Here is a 20,293-nt window from a genome sequence, read left to right as displayed (position 1 = left end):
CCTGGCTGTTTCATCCTCCTCAAATCACGCTTGATGTGGCCTGGCGTATCATGGCACCCTCGTTGCAGGGGCTCGACTCAGGTTCGATGAATGGAGTCATTCGTGAAACAGGCGGTTGTGAAGTTGTGTGTCATTGCTTCGAACCGTGGTTTCTCGCCTGTGAGTGACGGGAGTCCTTTGGCGAAGTGAGGCTAGGCGCGCCGGAGGGGGATGAAATGACCCCCCCTGAAGCCAACTGCGTCCGTTTCGCGCGAGCAAGTGGGTGCTGGGGCGGCTCGCTCGACGGGTGGGTCTGCTCGCGCGGCACCCGCTGCGCTTCCTCGAGGCTTGGTTCGTCCCGGACTTCGCGCAGCGGAGATGGACGTCGCTGGACTCTTGTCTGTTCACCCATTGAGCCGGGTGGGCCGTCGCCAATCTCCGCGAATCCCTATTGAGGGATTGATATATCTTGACTCAGACTGTCATTCGTGGAGTTGACTGCTGGACGTCAGCGCAATTCCTTGGGACCAACGAGAGGTGTGCATGTCGAAGGGGAGACAGAAGCAACCATTCCAGCTGCCGGAGTTCTACGTGCCCTGGCCGGCGCGGCTGAACCCGAACCTGGAGTCGGCCCGCGCGCACACGAAGGCGTGGTCATACCAGATGGGCATCCTGGGGCCGCCGCGGGATGGGACGGACCGGGAGGTGTGGTCCGAGCGCCGCTTCGACGGCATGGACTACGCGCTGCTCTGTGCGTACACGCACCCGGAGGCGCCGGGGCCGGAGCTGGACCTCATCACGGACTGGTACGTCTGGGTCTTCTACTTCGACGACCACTTCCTGGAGGTCTTCAAGTACTCGCGCGACGTGAAGGGCGGCCAGGCCTACCTGGACCGGCTGCCGCTGTTCATGCCGCTGGACATGTCCCAGACGCCGCCGGAGCCCGTCAACCCGGTGGAGCGCGCCCTGTGGGACCTGTGGCAGCGCACGGTGCCGTCCATGTCCATGGACTGGCGCCGCCGCTTCTTCGAGAACACCAAGCACCTGCTCGATGAATCGATGTGGGAGATCGAGAACATCAGCGAGGCGCGCATCTCCAATCCCATCGAGTACATCGAGATGCGCCGCAAGGTGGGCGGCGCGCCCTGGTCGTCGGACCTGGTGGAGCACGCCGTCGCCGCGGAGATACCGGACCGCGTGGTGAAGAGCCGGCCGATGCGCGTCTTCAAGGACACGTTCTCGGACGCGGTGCACCTGCGCAACGACCTGTTCTCCTACGAGCGCGAAATCCTGGAGGAGGGCGAGCTCTCCAACGGCGTGCTGGTGGTGGAGACGTTCCTCGACTGCGACACCCAGCGCGCGGCGGACCTGGTCAACGACCTGCTGACGTCGCGGCTCCAGCAGTTCGAGACCACTTTCGCCACGGAGCTGCCGTGGCTGTTCGCGGAGTACGGGCTCAACCCGGTGGAGCAGGCGCAGGTGCTCACGTACCTGCGCGGACTCCAGGACTGGCAGTCCGGCGGCCACGAGTGGCACATGCGCTCCAACCGCTACATGAACCAGCACTCGGAGGAGCGCCCGGCGCTGTCCATTCCCGTTCCCTCAGGCCTGGGCACCTCCGCGCTGCGGCTGCCGCTGACGGCCGGCGGGCTGGGGCTGGGGCCCCGCGCCCGCTCGCTGAGCCACGTGCCCCGCCAGCACGTGGGCCCCACGAAGCTGCCGCCGTTCTACATGCCGTACAGCACGTACTTGAGCCCGCACCTGGATCGCGCGCGCAAGAACTCCAAGGCGTGGGCGCGGCGGGTGGGCATGCTGGAGGTGGTTCCCGTCGTGGGGTTCTACGTCTGGGACGACCACAAGTTCGACGCGGCGGACGTGGCTCTCTGCGGCGCGTACATCCACCCGGACGCGACCCCGGAGCAGCTGGACCTGACGGCGTGCTGGCTCGTCTGGGGCACCTACGCGGACGACTACTTCCCCATGCTCTACGCGAACACGCGGGACATTGCGGGCGCGAAGCTGTTCACCGCGCGGCTTGGCCAGTTCATGCCGGATGACGTGGAGGCCGCCAACGCCGCCGTTCCCACCAACCCGGTGGAGCTGGGCTTGGCGGACCTGTGGAAGCGCACCGCCGGCCCGCTGTCGCCGCGCAGCCGCAAGCTGTTCCGCAAGGCCATCCAGGACATGACGGACAGCTGGGTGTGGGAGCTGAACAACCAGCTGCTCAACCGCGTGCCGGACCCCGTGGACTACGTGGAGATGCGCCGCAAGACGTTCGGCTCGGACCTCACCATGAGCCTGTCGCGCCTCTCCAAGGGAGACGCGGTGCCGGAGGACGTCTTCAACACCCGCACGCTGCGCGGGCTGGAGAACTCCGCCGCGGACTACGCCTGCTTCGTCAACGACCTCTTCTCCTATCAGAAGGAGATTGAGTTCGAGGGCGAGCTCAACAACTGCGTGCTCGTGGTCCAGAAGTTCCTCGGCGTGGACAAGGACACGGCGGTGCTCACGGTCAATGAGCTGATGACCGCGCGCATGAAGCAGTTCGAGCACCTGGTGGCCAAGGAGCTGCCGGTGGTCATCCGCACCTTCGGCCTGGATGCGAAGGCGCAGGAGAAGCTGCACAAGTACGTGGAGCAGCTCCAGCAGTGGATGGCGGGCATCCCCCGGTGGCACGCGGAGGTGACCCGCTACACGGAGACCGAGCTCATCCACGACGCGTCGCCCAAGTTCAAGGCCGGGAAGGTCTCCGGCCTGGGCATGTCCGCGATGCGCATCGCCGAGCTGTTCCACGGCGGCAAGCCCTGAGTTCAACCGCAGTCCGAAGCCTTTTGATTCTTCAACCTGGAGAGGGGTGAACCATGTCCAACGACATCAAGAAGTTCGACGACAACAACCAGAGCCTCGGCACGCAGGCGGCGCGTCAGCTGGCGACGACGACCAAGTCCGAGCCGCAGATGCAGGGCATCTCCTCGCGGTGGCTGCTCAAGCTGCTGCCGTGGGTGCAGGTGTCCGGCGGTACGTTCCGCGTCAACCGCCGCATGACCTACGCGGTGGGGGACGGCCGCGTCACCTTCACCAGCACCGGCGCCAAGGTGCAGGTGATTCCGCAGGAGCTGGGCGAGCTGCCCCTGCTGCGCGGCTACGAGGACGTGGACGCGCTCACCGCGCTGGCCAACCGCTTCGAGCAGAAGGAGTTCAAGGCCGGTGAGGTCATCACCGAGGCCGGCAAGGAAGCGGACTCCATCGTCCTCATCGCGCACGGCAAGGTGAACCGCATCGGCCGCGGCAAGTACGGCGAGCCGGTGGTGCTGGAGACGCTGGCGGACGGCGACCACTACAGCTACCAGGCGCTGCTGGAGTCGCAGGACTACTGGCAGTTCACGGCCAAGGCCGTTACGCCGGTCATCGCGCTCATCCTCCAGCAGTCCGCCTTCGAGGCGGTGGTGGCGCAGGTGCCGTCGCTGCAGAAGCACATCGAGAAGTTCAAGGCCCGCTCCAAGAAGAAGCAGGACACCGCCGGCCAGAAGGCCATCGAGCTGGCCGCCGGCCACCACGGCGAGCCGGTGCTGCCCGGCACCTTCGTGGACTACGAGACGCACCCGCGCGAGTACGAGCTGGCCGTCGCGCAGACCGTCCTCCAGATCCACACGCGCGTCGCGGACCTCTTCAACGACCCCATGAACCAGACCCAGCAGCAGCTGCGGCTGACCGTGGAGGCGCTGAAGGAGCGCAAGGAGCACGAGCTCATCAACAACCGCGAGTTCGGCCTGCTGCACAACGCGGACCTCAAGCAGCGCATCCACACCCGCTCTGGCGCGCCGACGCCGGACGACATGGACGAGCTCCTGGCCACGGTGTGGAAGGAGCCGTCGTTCTTCCTGGCCCACCCGCGCGCCATCGCCGCGTTCGGGCAGGAGTGCAACAAGCGCGGCATCTACCCCACCAGCATCGACATGAACGGGAACATGGTGCCCGCGTGGCGCGGCATCCCCATCGTGTCCTGCAACAAGCTGCCCATCAGCGAGTCGCGCACCACGTCCATCATGCTGATGCGCGCGGGTGAGAAGAACCAGGGCGTCGTGGGCCTGCACCAGGCGGGCATCCCGGATGAGATCGAGCCCAGCCTCAACGTCCGGTTCATGGGCATCAACGAGAAGGCCATCATGAACTACCTGGTGACCGCGTACTTCTCCGCGGCGGTGCTCACGCCGGACGCGCTGGGCATCCTGGAGAGCGTGGAGCTGGGCCGCTCCTAGTCGTCGTCCCCCTGACTTCGCAACCGAACGGAAGGCATTCTCATGGCGAATCCAGACAAGGACCTGGCGGCGAACGAAGGCACCAGCCTGAGCACGGCCGGCGCCCGCCAGCTCGCGACGACCACCAAGACGCAGCCGGTGATGCAGGGCATATCGCCCCGCTACCTGCTGAGCATCCTGCCCTGGGTGCAGGTGTCCGGCGGCACGTACCGCGTGAACCGGCGGCTGACGTACACCGTGGGCGACGACCGGCTGAACTTCAGCAACATCGGCGTCAAGGTGGAGATCATCCCGCAGGAGCTGCTCAAGCTGCCGCTGATGCGGGGCTTCCAGGACGTGGATGACCTGCTCATCCGCACGCTGGCGGGCCGCTTCACCCAGCAGCAGTACAAGGCGGGGGACACCATCGTGGAGGCGGGCAGGTCCGCCGAGCACGTCATCCTCATCGCCCACGGCAAGGCGCAGAAGCTGACGGCCGGCAAGTACGGCGACCCCGTGGTGCTGGAGACGCTGGCGGACGGCGACCACTTCGGCGACCAGGCGGTGGTGGAGTCGAACGACGTGTGGCCCTTCACCGTCAAGGCCGTCACGGCCTGCACGGTGATGGCGCTGCCGCAGGATATTTTCGAGTCCCTCATCACCCAGTCCCCGGCGCTGAAGGCGCACGTGGAGCGCTACAAGGCGAACCTGAAGAAGCCCCAGGACAAGGCGGGCCAGGCGGCCATCCCGCTGACGGCGGGCCACCACGGCGAGCCGATCATCGCCGGCGGCTTCGTGGACTACGAGCTGAAGCCGCGCGAGTACGAGCTGAGCGTGGCGCAGACCATCCTGCGCGTGCACACCCGCGTGTCGGACATCTTCAACGACCCGATGAACCAGACGCAGGAGCAGTTGCGGCTGACCATCGAGGCGCTGAAGGAGCGCAAGGAGTGGGAGCTCATCAACAACCCCGAGTTCGGCCTGCTGCACAACGCCGACCTCAAGCAGCGCATCCACACCCGCTCGGGGCCCCCGACGCCGGACGACATGGACGAGCTGGTGTCGCGCCGTCGCAAGACGCGATACTTCCTGGCCCACCCGCGCGCCATCGCGGCGTTCGGCCGGGAGTGCAACAAGCGCGGTCTGTACCCGACGGTGGTGGACGTGGGCGGGGCGAAGTTCCAGGCGTGGCGCGGGGTGCCCATCCTCCCGTGCGACAAGCTGCCCATCACCCGGGAGAACACCACCTCCATCATCGCCATGCGCATCGGTCAGGAAGACCAGGGCGTGGTGGGCCTGCACAACGCGGGCATCCCCGACGAGGTGGAGCCGAGCCTCACCGTGAAGCGCATGGCCATCAACGACCAGGCCCTCACCCAGTACCTGGTGAGCACCTACTACTCCGCCGCCGTGCTCGTCCCCGACGCGCTGGGCGTACTGGAGAACGTGGCGCTCGGCGGCTGAGGCGCTTGTTCGCGTCGTGAATCAGGAGGACGGGCCCGGTGCGTCCATCGCGTCGGGCCCGTTTTCCTTGGTGGAACCGGGCGCAGGCCCTGTGGGTACCCGGCTGTCGAGCGGTGGAGGCTCCTGAATCTTCTCCCGCGCTGGTTCGCCATGCCATGTCGGTCGAGCCGCGTGACCTTCGCTTCCCGCACCATGCTGGCCGTCATCGTCGGGATTGCCATCGGAGTGGTGGTACGCCCTGGCGGCTTCACCTTTGCGTACCTTCACCCGCGTGCGGAAGCCCCGTGCCTGGAGACGTTGGTGAAGCTGGACGCTCGGCGCGCCGGCGCCGATGAGCAGTTGCAGCTACGTGTCGCAGCCCGTCCCCGTCTCTGGGACTTCACGCCCACCAGCAGTGCCAGTTGATTCGCCATGGGCGTGGCGGGCGCGGAGCATTCCTGCAGACAGTCGTATTCGCCCGCTGCGCCAGCTCTGGCTGGCCAGGGAAGGTGTGCGCGCGCCGCGCTGGAGAGGCTGTGTGTACCCGTCATTGACACGTCAGCGACGCATCATGTCTGCGCCCATGATACGGCTCAGGTCCGACGGCATTTCCTACCCCTCCCGCTCTCCGCCCTGGACAATCTCAGCAGCCTGAGCAAGTCCATGGATGACCTCTCCCTGACAGGGGCGCAGCCCGCGCGACCCGCCTGCTGGCGCGTGGAAACCCCTGGAGTTGCCCCGTCAAGTTCGGACAGGTTGGCGGCTCGACGATGCACTTCTGTCACACCAGTTCTGAAAAACGCTTCTTCCACTCCGCTGGCAACGTGGGCGGGCCTTTCAACTCAAGAAGCTGCCGCAAGTCGTGCTTGAAGCGCCGGAGTGCTGCGCCCAGGTCGTCCCAGGCAAACTCCGCGTTCTGCCACTCGGGATGCGGGGCGCCACCACCTATGCCGGCGACGATGGAGAGGTGGAGGGACGCGTCCGTGCGCTCGAAGAGGACGGCGGGGTCGCCCTGCTCGCACGAGTCGAGGGTGTAGGGCTGTCTGTCGGCAAGTGCCGCTACGGCCCCGGTGAGTTCGTCCCACCACTGCCCGAGGCACACATCTTCCGGCCCCCAGAAGCCCATGCACGGCACGCGTCGCTCGCCGATGGTCCACGCCAATTCACCATGAACGTGAGGCTCATCTTCACAATGCGCTGCCAGGGGCCGGACGCTTACCCGGATACTGCGGGTTGGGGATAGCTCCCCGCCATCCTTCAGAAGGGGAGGGTGTAGTTAGTCGTCGCACAGGCTTGAGGCGCCGGACCATGTAGGAACTTAGGCCACCCAATGAACGGGCAGCACCGGCTCCCGCGTGTCCGGCCCTGTCTGTAGACCGCCCTGGCTGAAGCAACCCCGACCGGGCATGCCTGCCGGGGGCATCCCTTCAGGCTACGCGCTGGTGGCCTTGTGCGGACCGCCGCGCCTGCAGCCAGCGCGCAGGGGCGCGCCAAACAGGCCGACCCGGTGGGATGTCGTCGAGTGGTCGCAGGCAATGGGCTGGAATCCGTAGGTCGTGTGCTATACAGCGCATGCGCTGGTCCGGCCGGCGCCATTATGGCCTAAGTCACCCGAACCCCATCCGCTTCGAGGACGCACGTCGTCCTCTCGAACGAACCGCGCACGGAAGCCGTGCGCCCTTGGGTTTGGAGTGATTCGTGTCCGTGCTGCGACTGCACGGGGGCAGCGCCGCTTGGGTGGCGTCCGCTCCCATTTTCGACTCGGTTTCCCTCACGCTTGGCAGCGGCTTCTCTGGGCTCGCTGGCGCCAACGGCGCCAGCAATGCCACGCTGCTCTCGAGCCTCGCTGGGCAGCGGGCCCCGCACGAAGGCACCGTCGTCTTCACACCGGAGCACGAAGGCATCGACGCTCTTGCTGCACGGGACGACGGCGTCGCGGCCGCGCTGCGCGGACGCCTCGCGCTCGACCCCAGCGATCTCGAACACGGGTCGATGCTCCCGTCCGGCGAGCGGAATCGCTGGCAGACCTCGCTGGGGCTCTTGCTGAGCAGGTCTGGGCGCTGGTGATGGTCGAACCGACGAACCATCTGGACCTACCGAGCGGCGAGCGACTGGAGGCGGCGCTCGAGGCATGTCCGGGGGCCGTGGTGTTGGTCACCCACGACGACATCTTCGCCGCTCACGTCACGACGCGGTCGCTGCGAGTGGAATACGGCACCGCCTTGTGAGCGCTTCCTCCCTCCAAAACCAACGTCCCTTCAGGAGTCATTGCCATGCGTCGCAGCACCGTAAACGAACTCCCACACCCTCCTCCGGGGATCCTCGCCGAGGTTCACTCCTTCCTTCGCGGGCTCGGTGCGCCTCTGTATCGTTACCACCAGTTGGTGACGGCATTTCAGCGCGGCGCCCAGAGTTTCCACGAGGTCCGCGACCTGCCGAGCGACCTCCGGCAACAGCTCGTCGCCCGCTTCGGGCTGACCGTCCTTCCCCTCGATGTCGAAGCAGTGCGTACGGGAGAGCAGGTTGAGAAGGTGCTCTTCCGCACGCGAACTGGTGCGCGTGTCGAGACAGTTCTCTCGCGCTACCGCGCTGGCTGGTCCTCGGTCTGCGTGTCCACTCAGGCAGGCTGCGGTCTCGCTTGTTCGTTCTGCGCCACGGGCGCCTTGGGGCTCGAGCGCAACCTGAGCGTCGACGAGATTTGCGCTCAAGTCGTGCACCAGCGCTGGAGTTCAGAGCCGGGCGGCGCTCCGAAAAGCGTCGCGTTCATGGGGATGGGCGAGGCTCTCGCCAACCCGAACGTGCTCACTGCGCTGAGCGTGCTCACGGCGCCGAGCTATGGTGGGCTGTCACCGCGTCGAATCACCGTCTCGACGGTTGGCCTCGCGCCGGCCCTCGCGACGCTCACCGAGGTGCACCCGCAGGTCACCCTTACGCTCTCGGTTCATTCTCCGTTCCCCGAGCAACGCGCACAGCTTATTCCGCTCGAGCGTCGGTTCCCCCTCGAGGAGAATCTCGCGATCCTGGATCGACACGTTCTGCGCGCACGGCGGAAGACCTACTTGGCGTATCTGCTGATCGAAGGTATCAACGATTCCGAGGCACATCTCGTTGCACTCGCGCGACTCGTGCAGCGGCGATCCAGGCCTGAGCTCTTTCACGTCAGTGTCATCCGCTACAATGCGGCCTTCGGGGCAGACCCGTCGTTCCGGGCCCCAGCGTCCTCGAAGGTCGACGACTTCGTGGCGCGGTTGCATCGCCTGGGTGTCGGGGCGACGCGACGACAGCAGTTCGGGGCAGACATAGACGCGGCGTGCGGTCAGTTGCGCGCTGAATCGCTGGTCCGCCTCGGTCGACGCCGCCCCTCCGGCGACCCGCGTGGATGACTACGGCTGGCTCAGTGCGGCTCCGTCGTCCCCCCGAGGTCGCTGAGGCCGGGTTCTCAGTGGTTCTCTCTAGAGACTGCGATGGAAAACACGAGAAACATCATGGGGGGAGCTGGCGCGGCTTGGAGCTCGGTCTGTCGACCTGAGGGGCAGGCGCCCTGCTCGGCGAGGCGCTCGCCTTCGCACTCCTCTCCCCGAAGCCTCGGGGGTTGGGCGAGCGGTAGAGGGCAGGCACCTGTCCCCCGAGGCTGTGCTGTGCCCTTGGTGATTCCACCCCGCTTCACCCGCACAGGAACTCGACGGCCTCGTGCGCGCCTCGCTCACTGGTATTGACGCACTGGCGGGCTGGCCTTGCCACGCGAGTGACGCGGCGACCCTGTTTGGGTGGGTGTAGCGGGCAACCGGAGTGTCCAGCCGGTGGAAGAGGTGCTCAATAGAGCCCCGTGGTGGAGAAAAACCACATCTGGCGTGTGAATCGCCTGATGTGGTTTCCGAACAGGGGGACGTGGCTGTGTCGGGAGGCGCGCCCAGAAATTACATGGTCAATTTTCGTGGGCGCATCTCATGAACAAACGAGCTGCGAGCAGTCTCTACGGGGCGGGTGGTGCTCCGTCTGGATGTTTAATCCTGCCAACGCATCTCCCTTCGATGCATGCGGCAGTACATGACCTGGGGCAGTAATAGTCCGCCACACCGCCGCATTGGATGTAGGCCGTATTGAGAAGAGCACGGCTTTCCCTGCGCTGGCGCCAAGTCCATGACGTTGAAAAGCAACATCCTTGGGGGAACACGCGGAGGTCTTCTGTGTGGCAGTCGTCGTCTTCTACGCAGTTGTTATGTCGCTCGGCATCGATTTTGAAGATGGTACGAGCCCTCTGGCATTCGCTGCTGACCTCCTCGTTCTGAATGTCGTTGGGGATAGGGGCTCTCACAGAGGGAACCGTGCATCCGTATATGCAGGTGAGTGCAAGAGCTGCGGCACGTTGGCGAGGAGTGTTGCCGATAGCTCTCAACCAGTGTCGCGACATGGTCAGCAAAGGCCTCACCTCCATATTTGACATTATCGGTTACCCAGTCAATTTTGCGGGTGCAATTCATGTGCCAATGAGAGTAGGTCGCTATCCGGCTTCACGCCACGCCTCTCTGCAATTCGCGTCGCCCAGTCCTGATTGTCCCAGTCAACGCGGATGTGAATGGTGCAAGCTTCGAAGAAACATTGCTCATATCCTGGGCCACCACATTGCCCCTGCATCGGTTCGCCGCGCTTCATTCCGAGCTTGTCTGGGTACACCAGATAGACGACGTGGGAACTCTCAAGATCCCCTGTGGCTACCGGAAATTCGGGTCCAGTGCCACGCGGGCGTCAGCGAACGCGTCATTTCATGCACGGGACTTCGAATGGCCTCCTGAGTGTAGGGCCCCCAATGAAGGCGGGGGCAGATCATGTCCGCTTTACGCTGAACTTGTTCGTCGCCGGTCGAGGCATGCTTCGGCGTCAAGGTGGACTGACGCTGCGCGCAGGTTCCCTCGGCGTTCTCTCGGCCTACGTGTGGAACACTCCATCGATGGTGCGGAGCGTGGCAAAGAGCGCATTGCACACCGCCCGGAGTTGACGATCTGCCTTCTGCGACGCCGAAGACAGCAGCCAGAGAGGAGGCCCACCCTCCAGCTCATGTTCCAACCGAAGGGCCGCGTCGTGTTGGGCAAGAAAGCACGGGAGGACAGCGCGCCCGAAGCCCGCACGGCAGGCGTCTCGCACACCGAGCAGCGAGCTGCAGGTGACGGCTGCGCCGTCGTCCTCGGGCACATGTCGCCACCAGCGCATGGACAACCGCGCTCGCAGCGACGCGCTCGGCATCACCCAGCCCGGTTGCGCCTCGGGTGCTCGATAGACGCCCAACCGTAGCGCCCCTAGCCGCTTTCCCATCAGCACTCCGCTCGGGTCTTGCGAGGGGCGAAGCGCGAGGTCGACCTCCCCAGCGCCGAGGGACAGCTCGGTGTCGCTGATGAGCACTTCAACCCTCGCTTGCGAGGCGGCGTCGTTGGCGAGCGCTTGGAAGAGGAGCGGCGCTAGGACGTCATTGGTGGTGATGATCAGGCGGTTCGCTCGACGCCGTTGGTGTGCGCGCAGCGCGAACTCGATGTTCGCTGCGACGTCACGCATGGCCTCGGCGCGTTTCGCCACTTGTCGTGCGAGCTCCGTTGGCGTGAGGCGTGGCCCTCGCACGAAGAGCGCAGCGCCGAGGCGCGACTCTAGCCCTGCGATGCGCCTGGAGACCGAGGAGTGACGGAGCGACAGTTCACGCGCTGCGGCCTCGAGGTTTTCGAGCCGAACCAGCGCTTCGATCGTCTGCAACTCGTCCCAAGTGATGTGCATGTGCGCACATGAATTGTGCATGTGCGCGCAGTTGTCAAACCGGATGGCTCGCCGGTACGAAGAGGGGCATGACGCTCGGACTGCGATTGGCCACGCGACGCACCTTCCTCCTCGGGGGAAGCGCGCTGTTCGCGAGTGCCTGCTCGCGCACCCGGTCTCGCGGAGAAGCTGTGCCCAACCTCAAACATCGCGCCCTCGACTCGCTCCCCACCACCACGTTGTCGTGGCTCACCCTGCGCGATCACTTCGTGGCCACCGTCGGCGCGCGGGCTGGAGAAGGCCACCCACTCGGCTCTCTGCTGGTGCTGGCGGACGCCACCTTCTCGCCCCGCTCGCGCTTCCCGCTGCATCCTCACCGCGAGATGGAGATCCTCAGCATCGTGCTGAACGGAGACCTCTCGCATCACGGAGACCAGGCCCACGGCGCGACGGTCAGCGCGCGCTCGGCGCAGTTGATCTCCGCGCGCGACGGCATGGTGCATGCCGAGGGCAACGACACCGACGCTCCCACGCGCATGCTGCAGATCTGGTTCGAGCCGACCTCTCGCGGAGGGACGCCCGCTTACTTTCATCGCAGCTTCGCTGAACGAGGACGACATCTCCTCGCCGGTGACGCCGAGATGCCCTTGCGCGCCGACGCGCGCGTCTGGTGGCACGATCTCGAACCGGGGACCATCGAACGACTCTCCACGGCGCCACAGCGGCGAGGCTATCTGCTCGCGATGACGAGTCCGCTCCACGTCGTCGCCGCGGGAGACCCGGCCCGAGCCATTCGCCTGGAGATGGGGGAGGGGCTGGTGGTCGAAGGCGGGGCGGTCGACCTCTCCGCCGATATCGCAGGCGCCGCGCTCTGGCTCGACATCGCCTGACTCGCAGTTGACAGGACGTGAGCGTTCACGGAGTGGTGCTCGCCGATACGTGCCGGACTCCGGCTCGGCTGCGCGGCATGGAGTCGGTGGTCCCCTCATTGGCCGGTCTTGACTTGCCCCACCGGCGCGGTGGACGGATGCCCACGTCCGCGGCCTTCAGGTAGCCGCTGGCCGTCTCACGGCGCACCCCCGTCGCATCCTCGATGCGTCTCAGACTCCAACCCAACCGCCCCAGGGCGATGACCTGCTGCTTCTTCTCGTCGCTCAAGACGTTGCCCATCCCCCGGGCGGACTCCACGTCATACCCGGGCGTCAACGTCTCGGCCCTCCCCATTGGCCGGTTTTCAGGCGACCTTCATTGGCCGGTTTTGGGTGACCACTGAGGCGTAAAGGGCAAACGAGCCGCGCCGACTCTCTTCCCCGAGGACGTCACCGATTTGCTGGAGGTACCTCTCAAGCCGCTGCACCGCAGCGGCATTCATGAAGGAGTCCATACCTCCTTCATGAGTGGGGCGGATGGCGCCCAATGCAATGACGGCCTGCTTGCCCAGCCCTCCGCCGCCCTCTCCCCTTGGGCGTACCGTAACGCAATAGTGTTAAGCACGAAGGCCTCGCGACATTCATCGCGAGGCCCGTGTTAAACAAAAAGGCCCTACCGGTTGGTAGGGCCCTTCAAGTAGCTCCCCGAACGAAGCCCTGCGCGAACTCGTTCTCGGTTTTTCTCTGAGAGGACTCAAACTCTCTGAGGGTCGAAACCCGAGTGATATCCAGCGGTTTCAAAGAAGGGGCTGGGGGCCCCTTCAATCGGGGACCGATTGAATGTCCGCAAACTGCATGGCGGGGGGCCTCCCGTCCATGGTTCTGCTCCTCTCGGCGCCGGCTTCACAAGGAGTGCGTGGTGGTGGCGCGCGAGGGCTCGCGGGCGACGCGCTGAGGTGGGTGAACGTCGCATGCTTCGAGGCGCGCGCAGGTGCGGGGACGAAGCTCTGCCCAGGCGGCTTCGTGGCCCCTGGCGGCCGGCCTGGCCCGCGTCCACGGCCTCCGCGGGTGGCCGTTGGGCCAGCCGCGCCTGACCGCCGGGCGGCTTGGCTCCGTCCGCTACTGTCGCGTCCACTGCCACCGGACGAAGGGGCTTGGAGTGGGGCGAGGGGCAGGTCTGGTTTCTGCGCGCAGTGCGCAGCAGATCCGGGTGATGGATTGGATGGTGTCGAGTTTCTGCTCGCCGATACCCACCGGGGATGGGGCATTGCGTCGATGGCTCGGGCTGCTGCGCGCTGGGCGCGCTTTTCGTAGAATCCCACGCCATGGGCCTCCTCACCTTCGGTCTCAATGTGACTTTGGACGGGTGCATCGATCACACCCAGGGGATCGTGGACGACGAACTGCACGACTATTGGAGGCAGCTCATGGAGCAGAGCGGGGCGATGCTCTTCGGGCGCAACACCTACGAGCTGATGGAGGGAGCCTGGCCCGCGGTGGCACGCGACGAAAAGGCGCCGCGCGCGATGCGCGAGTGGGCACAGAAGCTCGATGCGAAGGCGAAGTACGTCGTGTCGGGCTCGCGGAGCGACTTTCCGTGGCAGAACACGATCAAGGTGGAGGGTGACCTTCGCGAGGCGATTTCAGCGCTGAAAGCGAAGACCGAGCGGGGTGTCCTCGTCGGAGCGCCCAAGCTCGCGGCTGCGCTCGAGGAGTTGGGGCTCATCGACGAGTACCGCATCGTCGTTCATCCCATCATCAGTGGCAGCGGGCCGACGTTGTTTCATGGCCTGTCGAGTGCGCGGCATCTTGAGCTCCTCTCGACGCAGCGGTTCAAGTCCGGCGTGCAGGCGCTCCACCTCCGTCGCAAAGCGGGATGAGCGTGGAGGGACCCGAGCGCTTCACCGGCGGCTGCCTGTGCGGCAGCGTCCGCATCGGCGCGTCGGGGTGGGGTTGCTGAGCTCTAGCCTGCAGGCGCTGAGTGGCGCGTGCGGTGGTTGCATGGGACGGCGGACCTCAACCGCCAGGGCAGCGGCACGGCCACGGTGCGGGTGACGGCGCCGGGGCTGTACCGCGTGCGGAGCGTCGCGAGTGCCCGGCGTGCCCGGGACGCCTATGTCGAGGTGTCGGACGCGGATGGTGTCCTCCACGCTACCGTCCTTGGGGTGGACGACGAGGTGCCACGCACGACGGGGCCCGTGCTTCAGTCTCTGGAGGAGCGATTCGGCATCACCTCTGCCCGGGTCGCACGCGCGGCCCTTCGACGTGATGCGGCCGACGCCCTCGCTGACCAGCTCGAGGCGGGCTGCGTCCACGTCATGTTGCCGCACGTGGTCCTCACCGTGGAGGGGCTGGAGGTACCACCGCTCCTCCATGCTGTCAGCGACAAGCAGCTCGCCTACGCGTGCCGTCCGCGCGAGTGCCGTCCATGGCTTCCTCAGCAGGGGGCTGGCGCGCGGCTCGAAGTTGCCGCGGGCAAACGTCGAGGAGCAGGTGCCGATGCTCGCTGGCTGGGTGCAGAGCCATGTGCGCGTGGAGACGGAGAGCCGCTACTGGCTAGACGGCCAGGTGCGCGCAGCCCCGGGTATCGGTGTGTTGGGCGAAGCTTTCCGCGCGGCGCGAGCCGCAAAGATGGAGATGCCCGCAGCCCCGCTTCTTTACAACGACCTGGCGTGGCCATGAGCCTGAATGGGATTTCGGACCTCCGCGCCGAGCAGCGACGCGCGAAGCCCGCGCGCCTCGCTCACTCTCGTTGACGCACTGTCGGAGGTTGCCTTGACGTACCGATGACGCAGCGACCGAGTTTTGGGTAGGCACAGGGAGACGCACGGGGCCAGTGGGCGTCCAGTCGTGGTCGTGGAGGCTCCACCGCGCTGGGGCTCGCTGCCGAGCGTACAGGTAGACGGCCTGGCGGTGCGCGAGGACGGCCGTCTCCATCCCGAGGAGGCGTTTGTAGGGGGAACGAACCGAATGTCGGAGTGGCGATGCAGGCCGTTGCCCCTATCCGTCTTATGCTCCCAGCATGGACCGACAAGCCAAGTTGCTGGCCAGCGGCCACTATGGGGTCCGCTTCGCCGCCACCCGATGCGCGGACGTCATCTTCGCGGAGGAGGCCTCCGCGCCCGGGCCGGTGGAGCTGCGCTTTGAGGTCAACCACTGCGGCTGCTGGGATGACCTGTTCGAGCGTAGGACCGAGGACCCTCAGGGCAATCGCCATGTGTGGCAGGTGAAGCGCCAGACGGACGAACTCGCCGAGGAGGAAATGCGGAAGCTCATCCGGGACTTGACGCTGGACACCTTCGACATGGCCCACCTGGTGCTTCACAGCATCGTGAAGGTCAAGGGGGTAGAGCACCTGCGATTTTTGAGAGACCTCGCGGACAAGGTGCGGACTCCGGGCTTGGTGCTGACGGATCTCTCCATCAGCCTGAGCGAGGGCGAGAAGACCTGGTGCGACTTCATCTGCTCCGAGCTGAAGCTGCCTCGCCCCGAGGACGCGCTCTCCGTCCTCAAGCGATTGGAGATCCGGGCGCTCGGCTCCGAGCAGGACCTGGAGGACGGTGCGTTCAAGGTACTTCGGGAGCGCTTTGTCCAGCCGGATGTGGTCTGGAACGCAATGCTGGGCGTCCTACGCCGGTACCCGAACGCCGCCATCCCCATAACCTACGGCTTCCTCGACGAGCGCATTCTTCGGAAATTCGAGCGCGCCACGAGCGTACGCGCGCGAAGCCTGGAGCGGCAGCGGGAGCGCTGCCTGGAGAAGCTGGAGTATGCGTGGGAGGAACTGCGCCCCCTGCGCGTGGGCCTAGGCCATGACGAAGCTGACGCCCCAGTCCGTTTGGAGGCGGTCTTCGTGATGCCTCCCGTCCGGGTACTGAAGCAGGTCTCGGCGCGGCCCCCAGGCGAGTCGCCGGACAGGATGGTCTCGCAGCCCCACGCAGCTTCGTCATTCGCACAGGCGGAGGTGGATGCGGGGCACATCGATCTCCACAAGCACCTGCAGAAGGAGCTGCGGCTCCGGACCCGGCCCTTCATCGTCGTCGAAGGCGAGGTGGGGGCGGGAAAGAGCGTGCTGCTGGAGTACCTCCTGCACGAGCTCGCCCGGTATGCACGGCAGGACGAGAAAGCACCAGTCCCCGTCCTCGTCGACGCCGCCGCGCTCGTCTCCGGGAGGCTGGTGGACGCTATCCACCGGCGGACCCCAGAGACCTATGACGAGGCGCTGCTCAAAACCGACGACATCCCCAAGTTCTTCATGGTCGACGGGCTGGACGAGACCAGCGAGGCCAGCCATCCGTCGCTCCAGGGGATGCTGTCCCAGCTCCATGGCCGCCGGGACAGCGCCGGACTTATCGTGGCCTCACGCCCACTTGGGGGCGCGGCGCCGCGGCCGGGGCGTCCGTACCTCAAGGTCAAGCTGGAGAAGTGGGACGAGGCCTCTCTGAACCGACACCTGGACCGGTGGTCCGAGCACCGTCCCGGCCTCGTGGCCCGGTTGAAGCAGGACGTCCAGGCGGACCTGCTGCGTCCGCTTCTCCAGAATCCCCTGACGGCGACGTTCTGCCTTTACTTGGCCCAGGAGGAGCCGGCGGCGCTCAAGAGAGGCCGCGCAGGAATCTTCGAGTCGATAATCCGGCTGCTGTGCGAACGCTGGGTGGGCGGACGCAGCCTGGAAGCGGGCTTAAGCGGAGTTCCGTGGCATGAGGTGGCGCCCTTCCTACGGCAGCTCGCCCTGGCGGCGCTACAGGGGCAGGAGCAGCAGGTGACGCGGGAGGACCTGCTCCGGCTGCTGGCGCGAATCGCACCGGACCTGAAGGAGCGGCTGCTCGGACTGATTCAGGACAAGTTCGGACTGCTCGTGCGACAGGAAGATGGCTCCTACCGGTTCGTACTCCGAGGCGTGGCGGAGCACCTCTCAGGAGCGGAGCTGCGGCGGCTGGGAGCGGGCGCCATCGTCAAGGCGGCTCGCGAGAAGTGGGCGGAGGAGCCTGTGCGGCACGCCATCGGGCTCATCGCCGAACTGGACTCCCTGCCCCAGGCGCTGGCCGTTATCGACCAACTGCTGGTGCCACAGGACAACCGGGATGGACTGCGCTTCTTCCGCTCTCAGCTGACCGCTGTGCGAACGGCGACCGACCTTCCCGTGCAGGACGGCCCCACGGTAGCCAAGCTCACCGAGATGCTCGCGGGCATGCTGGCGCACGAGTCCTCCTCGTGGCTGCCGCGACGGGCGGAGCAGGTCCTGGACGAGTGGAGCTTGGCGCGTGACGCGCTCCGGCGCGCCGTGGGTGCCCGGCTGCTCGAACTGCTTCGCATCCCAGGCAAGCGCGCCAACTGGTGGGCGGCCCGCGAGAATGACTCGGCGAACTACTGGCTCCTGGTGCTGGAGGAGCGCGACCCTGAGGTGCGGCTGGTCGCACTCCAGCGGTTAGCCCGGTGGGTCGATGTCAACGCGGTCCGCAATGCACTGCTTGACTCCCTGCACGACTGGGAGGAGCCGTATCCCCGGTATCCCCCTGCCATCCTCGCCGGCCAAGTTCTGCGCAGTGCGAGCCGGGATGGCTACTTCAAAGCCACTTTGCCGGAGCTGCGGGACCTGCTGCGAAGACAGCATTCGATATCGTCCCTCGCAGCATCTCTTGCCCTCCGTCCGGGCGAAGCTCCCGCCGAGGAGCTGGCAGCGCAGCTCCATACCCTGGAGCAACGCTACGGGTGTCCACTTGAGGTCGTGTCGGAGCTGGCTTCGAGGGATGACGGGCGTCGCGCGCTGGAGGCGGTCTGGGCCGACTGGCAAGGACCAATGAAGCTGCTTCCCCCGCTCCCTATGCCAGCCGACGAGAGCGCCTGCGAGCCCGCTCCCCCTCCGTCGAGCCTTGTCAAGGAGCGCCTCATCCACCTGCTCGGGGCGGAACTCTCCCAGCTCGAACTGGCTGAACGGGAGCGCCTGGTCCCGCTCAACAGCTTCGCGGCGGCCCCCGCCTTCCTTCGCGCCGCCAGCGATTACCCGGAGGGGGCCCTTTGGCTCATCGCCCATCTCCGGGAGGTCTTCTTTCTGTGGGAGGATCAGAGGAGGTTGGGCGAGGCCGCAGTGAGGCATCCGTCGATTCAGCGAGCCCTCCTTGCGCAATGCGCGGGCATGGAGGACTCCAAAGCCTACAACTTCCCGGGCCTCGCTTTGGACGTGCTGGTCGCCGCGGGCAACGAGGACGCCGCGGTGCACTTGGCCACGTGGATCCGCACGAACAGCCAATTGAGGCTGCTGCGCGAGCCCCTGTCGCGAGAGGCGCTTCTCCATCCACGGGTCCGCGAGGCTGCCGTGGAGCGCATGGAGTCCGAGTGGGAGCAGGCCACGGTGTCGAATGAACGGGGCGGCGTCCGTCCGATGACACATGCCGCCGCTGTCTTCCGCGCCCTGCGGCCGGTACTCGAAGGGACGAAACTGGAGGCGCGCTGGGTCGGGCTGGCCCGGGACTGGACGGCTCAGCTCGCGAAGCGGGAGGAGTCCTCTTCCGGCGGCCTGTCGACCCTCGACCAGCTCTACGCGGTAGCGCTCATCATCTCCTTCTGGAATCCACCCCATCCACCCGAGGTGCAGGACGCGCTGGCCGCCTACGTGGCGGTGCTGTCACGTGCCGACGAGGAGTTCCAATCGGGCATCGCGGGAGGTGCGCACTGGGCCGAGGGGGCGGGCTGCCTCGAGCTGATGCGCCCCTCCCTAGAGACCTGCAGCACGCGGGAGAGCTGGCTTCGCTATACCTGCTCCGCGTCTCTGGTATCGCTGCTGGGGCGTGACGAGGCCGCAGCCCTGTCCGGAAAGCTCGCCAGCGAGTGGCCGGGCTTCTGGAGCCCTGGTTTCAATGCCCCCGTGGAGTTGGAGCAGCTCATCGCAGCCAATCCAGAAGCCTGGAACCGGCGAGTGCACGAGCTGGGGGAGGAGTACCTTCACGCCCTCACGTTGCGGGGACTCCCCATCGGGCATGTCTCCCGCGCGTTGCTGCTACACCTGTCCAGGGGCGATCAGCTAGGGCTTGCGCGGCTCCTATTCTCCAGCATGAAGCACAGCCACCATCCCTGGCTCAATCCCGACTCGAAGCGACCGGCGAATGCCTACCGCCCCGGAGAGCCCGTGCTTGAGCTGCTCTTCGACCTGGGGTTGTCTCCTGGTTGAGCTTCCAGCGGGTTCCTAAGGTGCCCGCGCCAACCGTGTCCGCCCGCGCCCATCCTCGTCGCACTGCACCGGGGCTCTAGGATGACTACCTAGGTAATCATCTGGGGCTGCGATGAGGCCTATCGCTGGTTACACCCGCTGATGTCTCGTCATTGCCTCCTCATACCCGGGCCACACGAGGCGGCTGCAGAATTCATCCAGGAGGAAGACTAGTTGTGGTCGCCGACGCACTTGGGTCCATGGTCCGGACACATCCACTTCATGATGCACCCGCAGGGCACCTTCACGGCCTTGGGACAGCAGCGGCTAACCTCATATTTGAAGCCTGGCTCCGACGGCCGTGGTTCAAACGGCGATTCCTGTGCGGGCCTCTCTGTTCGAGTGGCTGGCCTCATAGTTCCGACGCGATGTGGCACGCGGCCCGTTGCTGTAGGAGCCGTCATCGGTCTGCGCACCGCAAGAGTGCGCGCGGGGACGTGACCACAACATCCCTTCGTCTTGCACTTCGGGCACACGCGTCGCTCGCACACCACGCAGGCAGGGTGCTCCGGCTGATTTTTGGCGTTGCTCCAACCGCATAGTCCGCAAGGGGCGCGCATCATCACCTCCGAACTCAAGCGCTGCGCCTGAGCCGTCGTTCATACGCACAGCGCCGTGTTCTATTCACTGCAAGGCGCGTGACGCGTGTTGGCAAACTCGAACTGCGCAGCATTCTCCCTGGCAGAGGATAGGTAGAACCGCGGCTGCGGCTGCCTTCCGAGCGCTCGCCTCTGATTCGATCCGCGAGGCGCTGGAGGTTCTAGTTCGCGCCACGCAGTCCCAAAAGTGGGCCATCCGGCGCTTGGCGGCGAAGGTGC

13 protein-coding genes and 1 pseudogene are annotated in these 20,293 nt (G+C 66.1%); 11 read left to right on the top strand and 3 right to left on the bottom strand.

The genetic code is table 11. The features are described from left to right. The first annotated feature begins 522 nt into the window (after nucleotides 1-522). The 4 genes from QEG98_RS33825 to QEG98_RS33810 all read left to right on the top strand — a co-directional run bounded on the left by QEG98_RS33825 (nucleotide 523) and on the right by QEG98_RS33810 (nucleotide 6,086). Nucleotides 523-2,787 carry a family 2 encapsulin nanocompartment cargo protein terpene cyclase gene (locus QEG98_RS33825; protein ID WP_316564225.1) on the top strand — a complete coding sequence of 755 codons (2,265 nt, stop codon included), beginning with the start codon at nucleotides 523-525 and terminating at the stop codon, nucleotides 2,785-2,787. Nucleotides 2,788-2,840: 53 nt separating this feature from the next. Then, entirely contained in the window at nucleotides 2,841-4,238 is a 1,398-nt protein-coding gene (locus QEG98_RS33820) for a family 2B encapsulin nanocompartment shell protein (RefSeq protein WP_141594373.1), read from the top strand. A 42-nt stretch (nucleotides 4,239-4,280) separates the two neighbouring features. After that, nucleotides 4,281-5,681, top strand: coding sequence for a family 2B encapsulin nanocompartment shell protein (locus QEG98_RS33815; protein ID WP_316564224.1), 1,401 nt, complete (start codon nucleotides 4,281-4,283; stop codon nucleotides 5,679-5,681). Between the two features lie 171 nt (nucleotides 5,682-5,852). Continuing rightward, nucleotides 5,853-6,086 (top strand): hypothetical protein, encoded by a 234-nt coding sequence (locus tag QEG98_RS33810; protein ID WP_316564223.1) that lies wholly within the window; start codon nucleotides 5,853-5,855, stop codon nucleotides 6,084-6,086. Between the two features lie 355 nt (nucleotides 6,087-6,441). Here the strand turns inward: QEG98_RS33810 and QEG98_RS33805 are convergent, their stop codons facing one another. Then, on the bottom strand, nucleotides 6,442-6,822 hold the full coding sequence (locus QEG98_RS33805) for a hypothetical protein (RefSeq protein ID WP_316564222.1): 381 nt from the start codon (nucleotides 6,820-6,822) through the stop codon (nucleotides 6,442-6,444). 536 nt (nucleotides 6,823-7,358) lie between these two features. Between QEG98_RS33805 and QEG98_RS33800 the strand changes: the two genes are divergently transcribed. Genes QEG98_RS33800 through rlmN form a run of 3 tightly spaced genes read left to right on the top strand, consistent with a single transcriptional unit; the run spans nucleotide 7,359 to nucleotide 9,043 of the window. Then, nucleotides 7,359-7,727: a hypothetical protein gene (locus QEG98_RS33800; protein ID WP_316564221.1), complete on the top strand. Its 369-nt coding sequence runs from the start codon at nucleotides 7,359-7,361 to the stop codon at nucleotides 7,725-7,727. Then, complete coding sequence (locus QEG98_RS33795; protein ID WP_316564220.1) at nucleotides 7,724-7,888, top strand: hypothetical protein; 165 nt, start codon at nucleotides 7,724-7,726, stop codon at nucleotides 7,886-7,888. The genes QEG98_RS33800 and QEG98_RS33795 overlap by 4 nt, the downstream gene beginning before the upstream one ends. Nucleotides 7,889-7,933: 45 nt before the next feature. Continuing rightward, complete coding sequence (gene rlmN / locus QEG98_RS33790) at nucleotides 7,934-9,043, top strand: 23S rRNA (adenine(2503)-C(2))-methyltransferase RlmN (RefSeq protein ID WP_316564219.1); 1,110 nt, start codon at nucleotides 7,934-7,936, stop codon at nucleotides 9,041-9,043. Nucleotides 9,044-10,586: 1,543 nt separating this feature from the next. Here rlmN and QEG98_RS33785 read toward each other — a convergent pair. Further along, nucleotides 10,587-11,420: a LysR family transcriptional regulator gene (locus QEG98_RS33785; protein ID WP_316564218.1), complete on the bottom strand. Its 834-nt coding sequence runs from the start codon at nucleotides 11,418-11,420 to the stop codon at nucleotides 10,587-10,589. 68 nt (nucleotides 11,421-11,488) lie between these two features. On the opposite strand from QEG98_RS33785, the gene QEG98_RS33780 reads away from it, so the two are divergent. Further along, entirely contained in the window at nucleotides 11,489-12,289 is an 801-nt protein-coding gene (locus tag QEG98_RS33780) for a pirin family protein (protein WP_316564217.1), read from the top strand. A 67-nt stretch (nucleotides 12,290-12,356) separates the two neighbouring features. Here the strand turns inward: QEG98_RS33780 and QEG98_RS33775 are convergent. After that, nucleotides 12,357-12,569, bottom strand: a pseudogene (locus QEG98_RS33775) (IS21 family transposase); the annotation flags it as partial. A gap of 1,024 nt (nucleotides 12,570-13,593) precedes the next feature. On the opposite strand from QEG98_RS33775, the gene QEG98_RS33770 reads away from it, so the two are divergent. The 3 genes from QEG98_RS33770 to QEG98_RS33760 all read left to right on the top strand — a co-directional run bounded on the left by QEG98_RS33770 (nucleotide 13,594) and on the right by QEG98_RS33760 (nucleotide 19,436). Further along, complete coding sequence (locus tag QEG98_RS33770) at nucleotides 13,594-14,148, top strand: dihydrofolate reductase family protein (RefSeq protein WP_316564216.1); 555 nt, start codon at nucleotides 13,594-13,596, stop codon at nucleotides 14,146-14,148. Nucleotides 14,149-14,641: 493 nt separating this feature from the next. Beyond that, on the top strand, nucleotides 14,642-14,950 hold the full coding sequence (locus QEG98_RS33765) for a hypothetical protein (protein ID WP_316564215.1): 309 nt from the start codon (nucleotides 14,642-14,644) through the stop codon (nucleotides 14,948-14,950). A 340-nt stretch (nucleotides 14,951-15,290) separates the two neighbouring features. Continuing rightward, nucleotides 15,291-19,436: a hypothetical protein gene (locus QEG98_RS33760; protein ID WP_316564214.1), complete on the top strand. Its 4,146-nt coding sequence runs from the start codon at nucleotides 15,291-15,293 to the stop codon at nucleotides 19,434-19,436. The last annotated feature ends 857 nt before the right edge of the window (nucleotides 19,437-20,293 follow it).

The organism is Myxococcus sp. MxC21-1, from assembly GCF_032612255.1.
GTDB classification, from domain to species: Bacteria; Myxococcota; Myxococcia; order Myxococcales; family Myxococcaceae; genus Myxococcus; species Myxococcus virescens.
This window is presented reverse-complemented; position numbering and strand designations above follow the sequence as displayed.